The organism is Streptomyces sp. UG1, from assembly GCF_049974585.1.
Classification (GTDB): Bacteria; Actinomycetota; Actinomycetes; order Streptomycetales; family Streptomycetaceae; genus Streptomyces.
This window is the reverse complement of sequence record NZ_JBNGGG010000002.1, coordinates 44,833-60,639: the sequence shown is the minus strand read 5'-3', so window position 1 is coordinate 60,639 and position 15,807 is coordinate 44,833. Positions and strand designations below refer to the sequence as shown.

The following is a 15,807-nucleotide window of genomic DNA, read 5'->3' as shown; positions in this document are numbered from 1 at the left end:
CATGGCCAACCCCTTCGACGACGACAGCGGTGTCTTCCACGTCCTGGTCAACGACGAGGGTCAGTACTCCCTGTGGCCGGACTTCGCCCCCGTACCCGACGGCTGGTCCACCGTGCACGGCCCCGACGGCAGGGCCGCCTGCCTCGACCACATCGAGCGGCACTGGACGGACATGCGCCCGCGCAGCCTGGCCGAGGCGATGCGCCGGGCCGAGGGCTGATGGCCGGCCGCCGGGCCGTGGAGGACGTCCTGCCCCTGTCACCCATGCAGGAGGGGATGGTCTTCCACGCCCTGTACGACACCCGGGGCCACGACGTCTACACCGGCCAGATGACTCTCCGCCTCGAAGGGCCGGTCGACGAAGCGCGCATGAGCGTGGCGGTCGCGAAGCTGCTCGCCCGCCATGCCAACCTGCGCGCCGCGTTCCGCACCCAGCGCTCCGGGCGCCCGGTCCAGGTGATCAGAAGCGCGGTGCGCACCCCCTGGCAGGTCACCGACCTCTCCCCCCTGCCGCCGCCGGAGCGCGAGGCGGCCTTCGGGCGGCTGCTGGCCGAGGACCGGGCCGAGCGGTTCGACCTGGCCCGGCCGCCCCTGGCGCGCTTCCGGCTGGTCACCTTCGACGAGCGCGACCACCGCCTGGTGATCTCCTCCCACCATCTGCTCTGGGACGGCTGGTCCGCCCCCGTCCTGGTACGGGAACTCTTCCAGCTCTATGCCACGAGCGGCGCCGACCCCGACCACACCCTGCCCCGCGTACGCCCCTACCGCGACTACCTCGCCTGGCTGGCCCGACAGGACCGCGCCGCGGCCGAGCGCTCATGGCGGGCCGCCCTGGCCGGACTCGACGAACCGTCACTCATCGCCCCCGAGGCCCGGGACTTGCCGGCCGAGGAGCCCGAGCGGCAGGCCTGGGAACTCCCCGAGCGGGACACCGAGGCGCTCACCGCCGCCGCCCGCGCCCACGGAGTGACGGTCAGTACCGTGCTCCAGGGCCTGTGGGCCGTCCTGCTGAGCCGGCTGACCGGCCGCACGGACGTCGTCCTGGGCGCCACCGTCTCCGGCCGCGACGCCGACGTCCCCGGCATCGATTCCATGGTCGGCCTCTTCATCAACACCCTGCCGGTCCGCGTACGGCTACGGCCCGCCGAGCCCCTCGCAGACCTGCTCACCCGGCTCCAGTCCGAGCAGTCCGCCCTCCTCGACCACCGCCACCTCGGCCTCGCCGACATCCAGCGCGCCACCGGGCACACCGCCCTCTTCGACACCCTGCTGGTCTTCGAGAGCTACCCCATCGACGACGAGGGCATCGCCCGCGCCCTCGCTCCCGACGGCCTGCGCATGACCGAAGTCTCGGTCCACGACGCCACCCACTACCCGCTGACCCTCACCGCCCTGCCCGGCCCCCGGCTGACCCTGACGCTGAGCCACCGACCCTCCGTGCTGGACGCCGCGGCCGTGACCCGAGCAGCCTCTCAACTCACCTTCCTCATACAGGAATTCATCGAGCACCCGGCGACCCCCGTCGCACGGCTCGGCGTCCCTCCGGCCGACGGGCCCCAAGCCCCGGACGAGAGCCCCCTCCCGCACCCCACGGTCCGCGCCCTCTTCGAGGACCAGGCGACCCGCACCCCCGACGCCCCCGCCGTCCTCCACCGCGACACCGCCCTGACCTTCGCCGAACTCGACGCCCGCGCCGACCGGTTGGCGGCCGCCCTGACCGCACGCGGCGCCGGACCGGAGTCCGTCGTCGCCGTCGCCCTGCCTCGCGCCCCCGACCTGGTCACCGCACTGCTCGCGGTACTGAAGGCGGGAGCCGCGTGCATGCCGGTCGACCCCGGCTACCCGCCCGACCGCATCGCGCTGATGCTCGACGACGCCCGACCCCACTTGGTGATCTGCGATGACGCGCAGCAACTGGGCATCCGGCCGGAGTCGGTGTGCCCGCCGGACGCGCAGGCCGCCCTACGGCAGCGGCCGCCCCTGTCGCCCGACCACCCGGCATACGTCATCTTCACGTCGGGCTCCACCGGCCGCCCCAAGGGCGTGATCGGAACCCAGCGCGCCCTGGCCAACCGCCTGCACTGGGGCCGGGAGCTGGGGTCCGCCCCCGCCGGCGTCCGCGTCTCCAAGAGCCCCCTGAGCTTCATCGACGGCCTCACCGAGCTGCTGGGCGCCCTCGTCGCGGGCGAGGCCGTGGCACTCGCCGACGACGAGGCGACCGGCGACCCCACCGCCCTCGCCGCACTGGCCGACCGCCACGGAGCCACCCTCCTCACCGCGGTCCCCAGCCTCTACACCACCCTCGTCGAATCCGCCCCGGCCGGCGCCTTCTCCACCGTCCGCACCTGGATCTCCAGCGGCGAGCCCCTCCCCGGCGAACTGGCCGACGCCATCAAGAGGCGCTGGCCGCGGGCGCGGCTCGTCAACCTCTACGGCTGCTCCGAGGCGGCCGGCGACAGCCTGATCCACGTCCACGACGGCGGCGCGGGCCCGGTACCGCTCGGACGGCCCGTCGCGAACACCCGCGTCCACGTCCTCGACCCGTTCCTGCGACCGTCCCCCGCAGGCGCGGTCGGCGAGCTGTACCTGGCCGGAGCCGGCCTGGCGCGCGGCTACCTCGGCCAACCGGGCCGTACCGCCGAACGCTTCGTCGCCGACCCCTTCGGCCCGCCCGGCAGCCGCCTCTACCGCACCGGCGACCTGGCCAGGCTCCGGGCCGACGGCACGGTGGAATTCCTCGGCAGGGCCGACGACCAGGTCAAGATCAGAGGCTTCCGGATCGAACCCGGCGAGATCGAAGCGGCGATCCGCGCGCTCCCGAACGTCGCCAAGGCCGCCGTCGTGGCCAGGGACGACGGCGGCGGCTCGACACCACGACGCCTCGTCGCCTACGCGGTGGCGACGTCCCCGGATGCCCCCCTCGAACCCCTCGCCCTGCGCCGCACCCTCGCCGAACGGCTCCCCGCCCACCTGGTCCCGGCGGCAGTGGTCGTACTCGACGACCTCCCGCTCACACCCAGCGGCAAGCTCGACCGACGCGCCCTGCCCGCCCCCGACTTCACGCAGACGGCCGCCGCGTTCGCACCACCGTGCACCGAACCGGAGAAGGCGCTGTGCGGGCTGTTCGCCGAGGTGCTCGGGCTGGAACGGGTCGGTGTCCACGACGACTTCTTCGAGCGCGGCGGCGACAGCATCGTCTCGGTCCGGCTGGCCGACCGCGCCCGCAGAGCCGGACTCGCCCTGTCCCCCCGGGACGTCTTCACCCACCGCACCCCGGCCGGCCTCGCCCGGGCCCTGCCGGACGAAACGGCTCCCGCGCCCGAGGAGTTCACCCCCTCCGGCGCCCCCCTTGTGTCCCTCAGCCAGTCGCAGCTCGACAACGTCAAGGCGAGGTGGAGGACTCGATGAGCAAGGCACCCGCGGACGACGGTTCCCTGGTCGAGGACGTTCTGCCGCTCTCCCTGCTCCAGCAGGGCCTGCTGTTCCACGCCCTGTTCGACGAGGGCGCCCAGGACGTCTACACCATGCAGTCCCTGGTGGAGATCGAGGGCCCGCTGCGTCCCGCCCTCCTGCGCACGGCGGCCGAGGAGCTCTTCGCCCGGCACGCCAACCTGCGCAGCGCCTTCCTGCACGAGGACGTCGACGAACCGGTGCAGGTGGTGCTCAAGCAGGTACCCGTGAACTGGACCGAGCGCCACGGCGACGCGGCCGACCCGATCGCCGCCGACGCCGCCGCCCGCTTCGACCTGACCGACCCACCCCTGCTCCGCCTGACGCTGGTGCGCCGCGCCGCCGACCGCTGGCTGCTGATCCTCACCAACCACCACCTCCTGCTGGACGGTTGGTCCATCCCGCTCCTCGTCCGCGAACTCCTCCAGCTCTACGCCGCCCAGCTCGCCCCCGGCACCACGGCCCCCCTGCCCGCCGTACGCCCCTACCGGGACTTCCTGGCCTGGCTGGCCTCCCGAGACCGCGAAGCCTCCGCCGACGCCTGGCGCAGCGCACTGGCGGGAGTGACACCGACAGTCCTGGCACCGACGTCCGCCGGGCTCGTCCCGGTGCCGCCGGAGCTGCACACGGTCCGCCTGACCGAGAAACTCACCACCCAGGTACAGGAGTTCGCGAGGAACCGGGGCGTCACCGTCAACACGGTCGTGCAAGGCCTGTGGGCCCTGCTGCTGGCGAGGCTGACCGGCCGGAACGACGTCGTCTTCGGCGCCACGGTGGCGGGCCGCCCCGCCGAACTCGCCGGCGTGGAGTCCATGATCGGCCTGTTCATCAACACGGTGCCGGTCCGGGTGACCGTACCGCCGGTAGAGCGGGCGGGCGCCTTCCTGCGCCGACTCCAGGACGAACAGTCCCGCCTGATGGACCACCAGCACCTGGGCCTCACCGAGATCCAGCGCCTGGCCGGAGCCGGCGACCTCTTCGACACCCTGCTGGTCTTCGAGAACTACCCGATCGACGAGGCGGCGGTCGCGCAGGCGGAGGCGTCCGCGGGCCTGCGGATCCTCGAGGTCAAGGGCTCGGGCGCCACCCACTACCCACTGACCCTGGCCGTGCTCGCCGAGCGAGAGCTGGGGGTCGTCTTCGAATTCCGCCCCGACTGTTACGACCGTACGACGGTGGAGAGCCTGGCCGCCCGCTTCGAGAGGCTCGTCCACGCGGTGCTGGCCACCCCGGACGCCCCCCTGGCCGCACTGGACGCCCTCGCCCCCGAGGAGCGGACCGCACTGCTGGCCGGCGGCGCCGGGCGACGGCTGCCGGTGCCGTACCGCACCATGCCGGAGGTGTTCGAGGCACAGGCGGCGCGGACGCCGGACGCGGTGGCGGTGGTGGGGGAGGGCCGCACTCTGACGTTCGGCCAGTTGAACACGGCGGCCAATCAACTGGCCCGACACCTGGTGGAGTTGGGTGCGGGACCGGACCGGATCGTGGCATTCGCGCTGCCGCCGACTCCGGACACGATGACCGCGATCCTGGCGATCCAGAAGGCGGGGGCGGCTTATCTGCCGCTGGATCCGGCGTGGCCGGAGGAGCGGATCGCCGGGATGTTGCTGGACGCAACCCCGGTAGCGCTCATAACAACGTCGGCTGCAACGCGGCTAAAGGGGCGCGGGGAACTGCGCGACCAGCCACACTCCACCCGCAGCCGCCACCCGGCATCACCACCCACCCCCTTCGTGTTCTTAGACACCCCCGAAACCCGTCAACGCCTCGCCCACACCGACGCCTCCAACCTCACCAGCACCCTCCTCCCAGACCACCCCGCCTACGTCATCTACACCTCCGGCTCCACCGGCCGCCCAAAGGCCGTCGTCATCCCCCACCGAGCCATCGTCAACCTCTTCACCGCCCACAACACAGCCCTGCACACACCGGCATGGACAGCAACCGGCCGTCCTTTGAGGATCGGCCACGCCTGGCCCACCGCCTTCGACGCCTCCTGGCAACCCATGCTGTGGATGTTCGCAGGCCACGAACTGCACATGGTCCCCGAGGACGTCCGCCGCGACCCCACCGCCCTACGGGACTTCCTCACCCGGCACGCCATCGAGTTCATCGAACTGTCCCCGTCCCTGCTCGGCGAACTCGTCGCCCAGGGCGGCGACTGGCAGGCCCGGCTCAAGGTGCTCGGCGTCGGCGGCGAGGCCGTACCCCCCGACCTCTGGCGCACCCTGCGCGAGACCGAAGACCTCGCCGCGCACAACCTCTACGGCCCCACCGAATGCACCGTCGACTCCGCCGACTGCGACCTCGCCCTCAGCGAGCGCCCCGCCATCGGCCGCCCCGTGGCAGGCGGCACGCTCTACATCCTCGACGGCCACCTCAACCCCGTACCCGTCGGAGTCGAGGGCGAACTGTACGTGGCCGGCGCCGGCCTGGCCCGCGGCTACCTCGGCCAACCGGCCGCCACCGCCGCCCGCTTCGTCGCCGACCCCTTCTCCGAGAGCCCCGGCGCGCGCATGTACCGCACGGGTGACATCGCCCGCTGGACCGACGACGGCCTGGTGGAGTGCCTGGGCCGGATCGACGACCAGGTCAAGATCAGGGGCTATCGGATCGAACCCGGCGAGATCGAGGCGGTGCTGCTGGAGCACGAGCTGGTCGAGCGGGCGGCGGTCGTCGTCCGCGAGGACACACCCGGCGTACGGCGTCTCGTCGCCTACGTCGTCCCGTCCGCACCGCCGGCCGAGGACACGGAGGACACGGCGGAGCTGCTGCGCCGGGCCGTGGCCGCCGTACTGCCCGACTACATGGTGCCGACGGCCTTCGTCCCGGTGGACGGCTTCCCGCTCACCCTCAACGGCAAGCTGGACACCGCCGCGCTCCCGGCACCGTCCCGCGCCGCGGGCCCGGACGCGCAGCCGCCCCGCAATCCGGTCGAGGAACGGCTCGCCGCGCTGTTCGCCGAGGTGCTGGGGCTGGACGCGGTCGGCGTGCACGACAGCTTCTTCGCGCTCGGCGGCGACAGCATCGTGTCCATGCGTCTGGTCAGCCAGGCGCGGGCGGCCGGCCTGGCGATCTCGCCCCGCGACGTCTTCGAGCGGCCCACGATCGCGGAACTCGCCGAACTCGCCGAACGCGCCGACACCACCGAGCGCCGCACGAGCGCCCCCGGCGCCGGAACCGGCGACATACCGCTCACCCCCGTCCTGGCCTGGCTCACCGAACAGAACGGCCCCTTCCGCGCCCTCAGCCAGGCCCGCTTCCTGCGCACCCCGCCCGGCATGGACCTCGACGGCCTGCACCGCACCGTCCAGTCCGTCCTGGACCGGCACGACCTGCTGCGCTCCACCTTCGCCCGGGCCGCGGACGGGTCCTGGCGCTTCCACGCCGCGCCCGTCGGCACGGCCCGCGCCGCCGACTGTGTACGCCGGATCGACGCAGGGCGCCTGGACCATGCAGCGATCGGCAGGCTGGTGCCGGAGGCGATGGACGAGCTGGTGGCCGAGCTGGACCCGGCGGCCGGAGCGATGGCGCGGTTCCTGTGGTTCGACGCCGGCAGCGGTCGCGAGGGTCGGCTCCTGGTCGTGCTGCACCACCTGGTGACCGACGCCGCGTCCTGGGGCGTGCTGGTCGCCGACCTGGCCGCCGCCTGGGAGGGCAGGCAGCTGTCACCCGTCGGCACCTCCTTCCGGGAGTGGGCCCAGGCGCTTCACGAGCTGGCGAAGGGCCGGTCGCCCGAACTCGCCTTCTGGCAGGGTGTGCTGGACCGGCCGGAACCTCCCCTCGGCGCCGGGCCCCTGGACCCCGCCCGGGACACCAGGGCCACCCTCCGCAGGCACTGGACCACGCTGGGACCGGACATCACCGCACCTCTGACCGCCGCCTCCGTCCAGGAGGTGCTGCTGACCGCGCTGGCACTCGCCGTACCGGACTGGCGTGGCGCACCCGACCGCTCCGTGCTGATCGCGCTGGAGGGCCACGGCCGGGAGGAGCACCTTGTGCCGGGTGCCGACCTGTCCAGCACTCTTGGCTGGTTCACCAGCGTCTTCCCGGTCCGGCTCGACGCCGGTACCACGGACCACGTACGCCGCGTCCGCGGACAACTGGCCGCGCTGCCCGACAAGGGGATCGGCTACGGCCTGCTCCGCCACCTCGCCCCGGACACTGCCGCGCGGCTCTCCGAACTCCCCGAGCCCCAGATCCAGTTCAACTACCTGGGCCGGATGACGATGGGTGAGCGGCGCGAGGCCGCCGCCTTCACCAGCGCACCCGAGACCGGGGCCATGGGCAGCGGCGCAGACCCCGAGATGCCCGCCCCCTACGCCCTCGTCGTCGACGCGGTGATCACCGGAAGCGAACTCTCGGTGTGCTGGCAGTGGCCGCAGCGGCTCTTCGAGGAACCGCAGATCCAACGGCTGGCCGGGCTCTGGACCAAGTCCCTGGAACGGCTCCTGAAAGGCGATGACCAGTGACGGAGACCCCCACCGCCGACCTCGCGGCCCGCAAGCGCGAACTCCTGCACCGCCGGCTGGAGAGCGCCGGTCTGGCCGACACCACGGCCGGCTCCGAGCGGATCCCGCCGCGACCGGCCGACGCGGCCCGGCTGCCGCTGTCGTACGCCCAGTCGCGGATGTGGCTGCTCCAGCAACTCGACCCGGCCAGCCCCGCCTACAACGTGTGCCTCGCCATCCGCCTGCGCGGCCCCCTGGACCCCGCCGCCCTCCGCACCGCCCTACAGGGCCTCGTCGACCGCCACGAGATTCTGCGCACCCGCTACTCGGCCGGCGCCGACGGCACCCAGGAGCAGTTCGTCGACACGGAGGCGGAGGTGGAGTTCGCCACGGTGGACCTCCGGGGGGTGCCGGAGGAGGAACAGGACCGTCGGGCGACGGAACTGGCCCGGACCGCCTCGGCCACCCCCTTCGACCTCGCGGCCGACCACCCGCTGCGCACCGTGCTGATCCGGCGAGCGGACCAGGACCACACCCTCGTCCTGACCGTCCATCACATAGCCTGGGACGGAGGGACGTTCAACGCCCTCTCCCATGACCTGACCGCCCTCTACCGCGCGGCAGCCACCGGAGAGCCCTCGCGGCTCGAACAACTGCCGCTCCAGTACGGCGACTTCGCGCACTGGCAGCGTACGACGTGGAACGACGAGCGACTGGCCGAGCACCTCGAGCACTGGCGTACCGCCCTCGTGCCCCCGCCGCGCCCCCTCGCCCTGCCCACCGACGCCGCGCGCACCGCCCGCCCCACCGCCGACGGCGACCGCCGCTTCCACACCTTCGCCCCCGGCGTCACCGACCGCCTCACCGCCTTCGCCCGGGGCGCGGGCGCGACCCCCTTCATGGTCCTGTTCGCCGGCCTGGCCGCCCTGCTGCACCGCATCACCGGAGCCACCGACGTCCCCATCGGCTCCGCCGTCATGAACCGCGACCTCCCCGGCCTCGAAAAGCTGATCGGCAACTTCGGCAACACCCTCGCCCTGCGCGTGTCTTTGGACGGCGACCCGGGCTTCGCCGAACTCGTCGAGCGAGTCCGGCAGTTGTGCACGGACGGATACGCCCACCAGGACATGCCCTTCGACAAACTGGTCGAAGAGCTGAAGCCGGAACGGCAGCCTGGGCGCTCCGTCTACTTCGACGTCATGCTCCTCTTCCTCACCCAGGGGCTCGAAGGCCCGCGGCTTCCCGGCGTGACCGCCGAATGGGAGACCGTCCACAACGACACCACCCAGTTCGACCTCTCCCTGGAGGCCTTCCTCACCGGCGGACGCCTGCGGATCGAGGCCACCTACCGCAGCGGCCTCTTCACCCCGGACACCGTCGACCGGCTGCTGAGCCACCTGGAGGCCCTCCTCGCCGCGGCCCTCGCCGACCCCGAACTCGCCGTCTCCCGGCTGCCTCTGATGACGGAGGCTGAGGAGCGCCAGGTCCTGGAGGACTGGAACGCCACCGACCGTCCCCTCCCGGCCACCCACCTCACCGACCTCACCCAGCTCCTCGCCGAGCAGGCCGCACGCACCCCCGACGCCCCCGCCCTCCTCGCCGACGACGGCTCGTCCACCCTCGATTACGCCGCCCTGCACGCCCGCGCCAACCGGCTCGCCCGGCTGCTGATCTCCCACGGAGTGGGGCCCGAACACCTGGTGGGCGTGGCCCTGGACCGTGGAACCGACCTGGTGGTGGCGCTGCTCGCGGTGCTCAAGGCGGGGGCCGCCTACGTTCCGCTGGACACCGGATATCCGGCCGAGCGGCTGGCGTTCATGGTCGAGGACGCCGCGCCTACGCTCGTACTGACCGCCCCGGACACGGCCCGGATCCTGCCGCCCGGAGTACCGCTGCTTCTGCTCGACACGGACACGACCGCCTTCGACGCCGCCGAACTCACCGACGCCGACCGTCTCCAGCCGCTGCGCCCCGAGCATCCCGCGTACGTCATCTACACGTCCGGTTCCACGGGCCGCCCCAAGGGGGCCGTCGTCCCGCACGCCGGGATCGTCAACCGGCTGCTGTGGATGCAGGAGACGTACGCACTCGGCCCCGAGGACCGTGTGCTGCAGAAGACACCGGCCAGTTTCGACGTCTCCGTCTGGGAGTTCTTCTGGCCGCTGATCACGGGGGCGGTCCTGGTGCTCGCCTGGCCCGGCGGCCACCGCGACCCCGGCTATCTCGCCGAGCTGATCCGCGAGCGGCGGGTCACGACCGCGCACTTCGTCCCCTCGATGCTGCGCGTCTTCCTCGACGACCCCGCCGCCGAGCGGGCCCGCGGCGTCCTGCGCCGACTCGTGTGCAGCGGCGAGGCACTGCCCGCCGAACTCGCCGAGCGCTGCGCCGAATCGCTGCCCGGAACCGAACTGCACAACCTCTACGGCCCCACCGAGGCCGCCGTGGACGTCACCGCCTGGCCGTGCGCCGAGGGCACGAGGTCCGCCGCCGGAACCGTGCCCATCGGCCGCCCCGTGTGGAACACCCGCACCCTGGTCCTGGACGAGTCTTTGCGCCCGGTGCCGCCCGGCGTCCCCGGCGAGCTGTACCTGGGCGGCGCCCAACTGGCCCGCGGCTACCTCCACCGCCCCGGCCTGACCGCCGCCCGCTTCGTCGCCGACCCGTACGGCCCGCCCGGCACCCGCCTCTACCGCACCGGCGACCTGGTGCGCTGGAGTGCGCAAGGGGCGCTGGAATTCCTCGGCCGCTCCGACGACCAGGTGAAGATCCGCGGCTTCCGCGTCGAGCCGGGCGAGACCGAGGCGGCCGTGGCCGCGCTGCCCGGGGTGTCCCAGGCGGCGGTGACGGTACGTCAGGACCAGGAGGACGAGCCCAGGTTGGTCGCGTACGCAGTGCCCCATCCCGGGACCTCCCTGGAATCGTTGCGGATCAGGCAGGACCTCAGGGCCACGCTCCCGGACCATCTCGTGCCCGCCGTCGTCGTCATCCTCGACGCCCTGCCCCTGACCCCCAACGGCAAGCTCGACCGCGCCGCCCTGCCCGCGCCCGACCTCTCCGGCCTCACCACCGCCACCGCACCCCGCACCGAGGCGGAGGCGAAGCTGAGCGCCCTGTTCGCCGAACTCCTCGGGCTGCCGTCGGTCGGCATCCACGACGAGTTCTTCGCCCTCGGCGGTCACTCGGTGCTGGCCACGCGCCTGGTCGCCCGCATCCAGGCCGAGCTGGGGGTCGTCGTCCCCCTGCGTGCGCTGTTCGACACACCCACCGTGGCGGAGCTGGCCCCGCTCCTCGCCACCCCGGCCGCCGAGCGACGCCCCGCGCTGCTGCCGGCCCGCCGCCCCGACCCGGTGCCGCTGTCCTCCGCGCAGGCCAGGCTGTGGTTCCTGTACCGACTGGAGGGGCCGAGCCCGACGTACAACATCCACACCGCCGTACGGCTCACGGGGCGGCTCGACGCCGACGCGCTGCACGCCGCGCTCCAGGACGTCGTGGCCCGGCACGAGGCGCTGCGCACGGTCTTCCCGGACGACGACGGCACACCCCGCCAGCACGTCCTGGCGGACGCGGCCGTGCCGTTCGAGGTCGTCCAGGCCCACGCCGGGGAACTCGACGCGCTGCTGCGCGAGGCCGCCGCTTACTCCTTTGCGCTCGACACCGAGATCCCCGTACGGGCCACGCTGTACGCCCTCGCCCCCGACGAGCACGTCCTTCTCCTCCTCGTCCACCACATCGCCACCGACGGCTGGTCGGCGGAGCCGCTGCTGCGCGATCTGGAGACGGCCTACACGGCGCGGCTGCGCGGCACCCGGCCCGACTGGGCGCCGCTCGCCGTGCAGTACGCGGACCACACGCTGTGGCAGCGACAGCTTCTCGATGACGGTGGTGTGGCGGACGCCGAACTGAGGTACTGGTCCCGGCAGTTGGACGGGCTCCCGGAAGAACTACAGTTGCCCGCCGACCGGCCGCGCCCGGCCGTCGCCGGATACCGGGCCGGTGCCGTGGACTTCGAACTCGACGCCGCGGTGCACGCGAAGCTGCGGGATCTCGCCGCGCAGGCCGGCGGCACCGTCTTCATGGCGCTCCAGGCCGCCCTCGCGGTTCTGCTCGGACGCATGGGCGCCGGGGACGACATCCCCCTCGGCACCCCGGTCGCCGGGCGGGGCGACGCGGCCCTCGACGATCTCGTCGGGCTCTTCGTCAACACCCTCGTGCTGCGCACCGACCTCTCCGGCGACCCGACGTTCCGCACCCTGCTGGCCCGGGTGCGCGAGACCGACGTGGACGCCTACGCCCACCAGGACCTGCCCTTCGAGCGGCTCGTGGACGCGCTCGCCCCGGCCCGCTCGATGGGCCGGCATCCGCTGTTCCAGGTGATGCTCGCGCATCAGCAAGCTCCGGACGCGACAAGGGACTTCGCGGGGCTGACGCTCGCCGAGCTGCGCGTCGACTTCTACACGGCGAAGACCGACCTCGCCTTCCATGTCTTCGAGCGGCCGGACGCCGGCGGCATCACCGGCTCGCTCGTCCACAGCCGCGACCTTTACGACCCCGGCACCGCCCAGGACATCGTGGAGCGGTTCGTGCGGCTGGTCGGGGAGCTGGCCCTGCGGCCCGATCTGCCGGTGGCGCTGGCCGACGTCCTCACGCCGGGTGAGCGTGACCGGATGCTGGGGGAGTGGAACGACACCGCCCACCCGATGCCCGCCACCCCTCTCACCGCGCTGGTCGAGGAGCAGGCGGCGACGACTCCCGGGCTCACGGCCGTGGAGTACGGCATCGAGGGCGGTACGCGACTGACGTACGCCGAGCTGAACGCGCGCGCCAACGCCCTGGCCCGGCGGCTGACTTCGCTCGGAGTGGGGCCCGAGCGGTGCGTCGGCATCCATCTGGAGCGCTCGGTGGAGATGGTCGTAGGGCTGCTCGCCGTGCTGAAGGCGGGCGGGGCGTTCGTGCCGCTGGAGCCGTCCTGGCCGGCGCGCCGGATCGCCGAGGTGTGCCGGAGCGCGGCGCTGACGGCGGTGCTGGGCAAGCCGGGGAACACAGCGGCGTTCGGGGACGACGCGCCGCCGTTCGTGGAGGTGAGCCTGGACGGTCCGCGGGAGCCGGACAACCCGGCCGTCCCCGTCGATCCCGAAGGCCTCGCCTACGTCATCCACACCTCCGGATCCACCGGCGTGCCCAAGGGCGCCATGATCCGCCACCGGGCCATCGCGCACCGCCTGGTGTGGCAGCGCGAACTGCTCGGCTTCGGCACCGACGACGCCGCCCTGTTCAAGGCGCCGCTGGGCTTCGACATCTCCATCAACGAGATCTTCCTGCCGCTGGTGAACGGCGGCCGGGTGGTGATCGCCGAACCCGGCGGCGAACGCGACGTCGACTACCTCCTGGACACCGTCGAGCGGCACCGGGTCACCTTCACCTACCTGGTGTCCTCGATGCTCGACCTCCTCCTCGAACTGGACGGCTTCGCCCGGCGGGCGCGCTCGCTGCGGCACGTGTGGTGCGGCGGCGAGGTGCTCACCCCGGAGCTGTTCGCCCGCTTCCGCGCCGCGAGCCCCGCGGTGATGTACCACGGGTACGGTCCGGCCGAGGCCACCATCGGCGTCAGCCACGTCGTCTACCGCACCGGCGCCATCCGCAGCGCCGTCTCCATCGGGCGGCCCAACGGCAACACCCGGCTGTACGTCCTGGACGACCGGTTGCAGCCGGTGCCGGTCGGGGTGCCGGGGGAGCTGTACGCCGGTGGCGTCTACCTCGGCCGCGGCTATGTGAACGACCCGCGGCGCACCGCCGACCACTGGGTGGCCGACCCGTTCGGCCCGCCCGGCGAACGGCTCTACCGGACCGGCGACCTGGTGCGGTGGCAGCGCGACGGGACGCTCGAGTTCCTCGGCCGGGCGGACAACCAGGTGAAGATCCGCGGCATGCGCGTGGAGCTGGAGGAGATCGAGGCGATCCTCGAACAGCATCCGGGCATCCGGCGCGGCGTCGTGGTGATCCGGGAGGACGCCCCGGGCGTCAAACAGCTCGCCGGCTACTACCTGGCCGCCGGCGCCGTCGACGACCTGCACGGCTGGCTTAGTGAGCGGCTGCCCGAACACATGGTGCCGCGCACCCTCACCGCCCTCGACGCCTTCCCGCTGCTGCCCTCCGGCAAGGTCGACCGCGGCTCGCTGCCCGCACCCGGGGCCACGACCTCCGGCGCGTCGACACGGGAACCCGCGAACGAACGCGAGCGGCGCCTTTGCGAGCTGTTCGCGTCCGTCCTCGGCCTCGGCCGCGTCGACGTCGACGACAACTTCTTCGAGCTCGGCGGCGACAGCATCGTCTCCATCCGCCTGGTGACCCTGGCCCGCAAGGCCGGTATCGCGCTCAGCCCCCGGCACGTGTTCCAGACGCCGACCCCGGCCGGCCTCGCCACCCGCGTCGAGCGCACCGACACCGGGCCGGTCGACGAGCCGGTCGGCGAGGCGGAGCTGACGCCGATCATGCACTGGACGGCGGGCCCCGACGGCTCCCACACCGGCCTCGCCCAGGCGGTGCTGCTCGTGACCCCGCCGGAACTCACCCACGACCGCGCCGTCGACGTGCTGCAGAGAGTGCTGGACCGCCACGACGTGCTGCGGGCACGGCTGACGGACAAACTGGTGGTGCCCGCCGAAGGCACGGTCCGGGCCGGCGATCTGCTGAGCGAGGTGCGGGGCGCGGCGCTCGACGAACAGCTCGCCGCGGCAGTGGCCCGGCTCGACCCGGCGGCCGGGCGCATGCTCCAGGCCGTCTGGTTCAGCGACTCGGGACGGCTGCTCCTAGTGGCCCATCACCTGGTCGTCGACGGCGTGTCCTGGCGGATCGTCATGTCCGACCTGGCGGAGGCATGGCAGTCGGGCCGCGTCATCGCGCGCGGCGGCACCTCCTTCCGCACCTGGAGCAGGCTGCTCGGCGAGGAGGCCCGGCGGCCCGGCCGGGTGGGCGAACTGGCCTGGTGGACCCGGGCGCTGGACACGGCACGTCCACTGATCGAGCGCCCGCTCGACGTCGACGCGCCCCTGCGGGAGCGGACCCTGGCCCTCCCGCCCGTGGTCACCGGGCCGCTGCTGACCGAGGTGCCCGCCGCCTACCACGCCGCCGCCCCCGACGTCCTGCTCACCGCCCTCGCCCTCGCCGCCGCGGCCTGGCGGGAGCGGCGGGGTGACCCGGCCGGCCGTTCGCTGCTGGTCGGCCTGGAGGGGCACGGGCGCGAGGAGGGTATCGCCGAGGGCGTCGATCTGTCGGCCACCGTCGGCTGGTTCACCACGTTCCACCCGGTCGGCATCGACCCCGGCCCTCTGGACCTCGACGAGGCGCTGTCCGGAGGGCCTGCCGCCGGCACCGCGCTCAAGCGGATCAAGGAGCAGTTGCGCGCCGTACCGGACCACGGGCTCGGATACGGCCTCCTGCGCCACCTCAACCCCGACACCGCACCCGCCCTGGAGAAACTGCCGCAGCCGCAGATCCTCTTCAACTACCTCGGCCGCTTCACCGCGTCCGGCTCGGCCGGCGAGCCCTGGGAGCTGGCCCCCGAGGCCCCCATGCTGCGGGTGCCGCCACCGAGCGGGCGTCCGCCGGCCTTCGGCCTGGAGATCAACGCCGTCGCCGTCGAGGAGGCGGACGGCGTCCGGCTGCACATCTCCGCGTCCTGGCCGGACACGTTCCTGACCGGGGCCGAGGCGGCGGATCTGCTCGGTGTCTGGGAGCACGCCCTGACCGGACTCGCCCGGCACGCCGCGGACTCCCCGGCGGGCGGCCTCACCCCCTCAGACCTCCCCCTGGTCGAACTGACCCAGGAGGACATCGACGACTTCGAGAACGACTTCGGGAACGACGACGCCCTCGACGACTTCTGAGCCACTACGGACGACTTCGGAGG

4 protein-coding genes are annotated in these 15,807 nt (G+C 73.2%); all 4 read left to right on the top strand.

The features are described 5' to 3' along the window. The first annotated feature begins 1 nt into the window (after position 1). The 4 genes from ACP4J3_RS02550 to ACP4J3_RS02535 are packed head-to-tail and all read left to right on the top strand — an operon-like array spanning position 2 to position 15,784. Positions 2-220: an MbtH family protein gene (locus tag ACP4J3_RS02550; protein ID WP_426529864.1), complete on the top strand. Its 219-nt coding sequence runs from the start codon at positions 2-4 to the stop codon at positions 218-220. After that, positions 220-3,408, top strand: coding sequence for an amino acid adenylation domain-containing protein (locus ACP4J3_RS02545; RefSeq protein ID WP_426529862.1), 3,189 nt, complete (start codon positions 220-222; stop codon positions 3,406-3,408). Before ACP4J3_RS02550 ends, ACP4J3_RS02545 begins: the two co-directional genes overlap by 1 nt. After that, positions 3,405-7,922, top strand: coding sequence for an amino acid adenylation domain-containing protein (locus ACP4J3_RS02540; protein WP_426529860.1), 4,518 nt, complete (start codon positions 3,405-3,407; stop codon positions 7,920-7,922). Before ACP4J3_RS02545 ends, ACP4J3_RS02540 begins: the two co-directional genes overlap by 4 nt. Then, the gene (locus ACP4J3_RS02535) at positions 7,919-15,784 is read left to right on the top strand and encodes an amino acid adenylation domain-containing protein (protein WP_426529858.1); all 7,866 of its coding nucleotides are present in this window, start codon (positions 7,919-7,921) and stop codon (positions 15,782-15,784) included. Before ACP4J3_RS02540 ends, ACP4J3_RS02535 begins: the two co-directional genes overlap by 4 nt. The last annotated feature ends 23 nt before the right edge of the window (positions 15,785-15,807 follow it).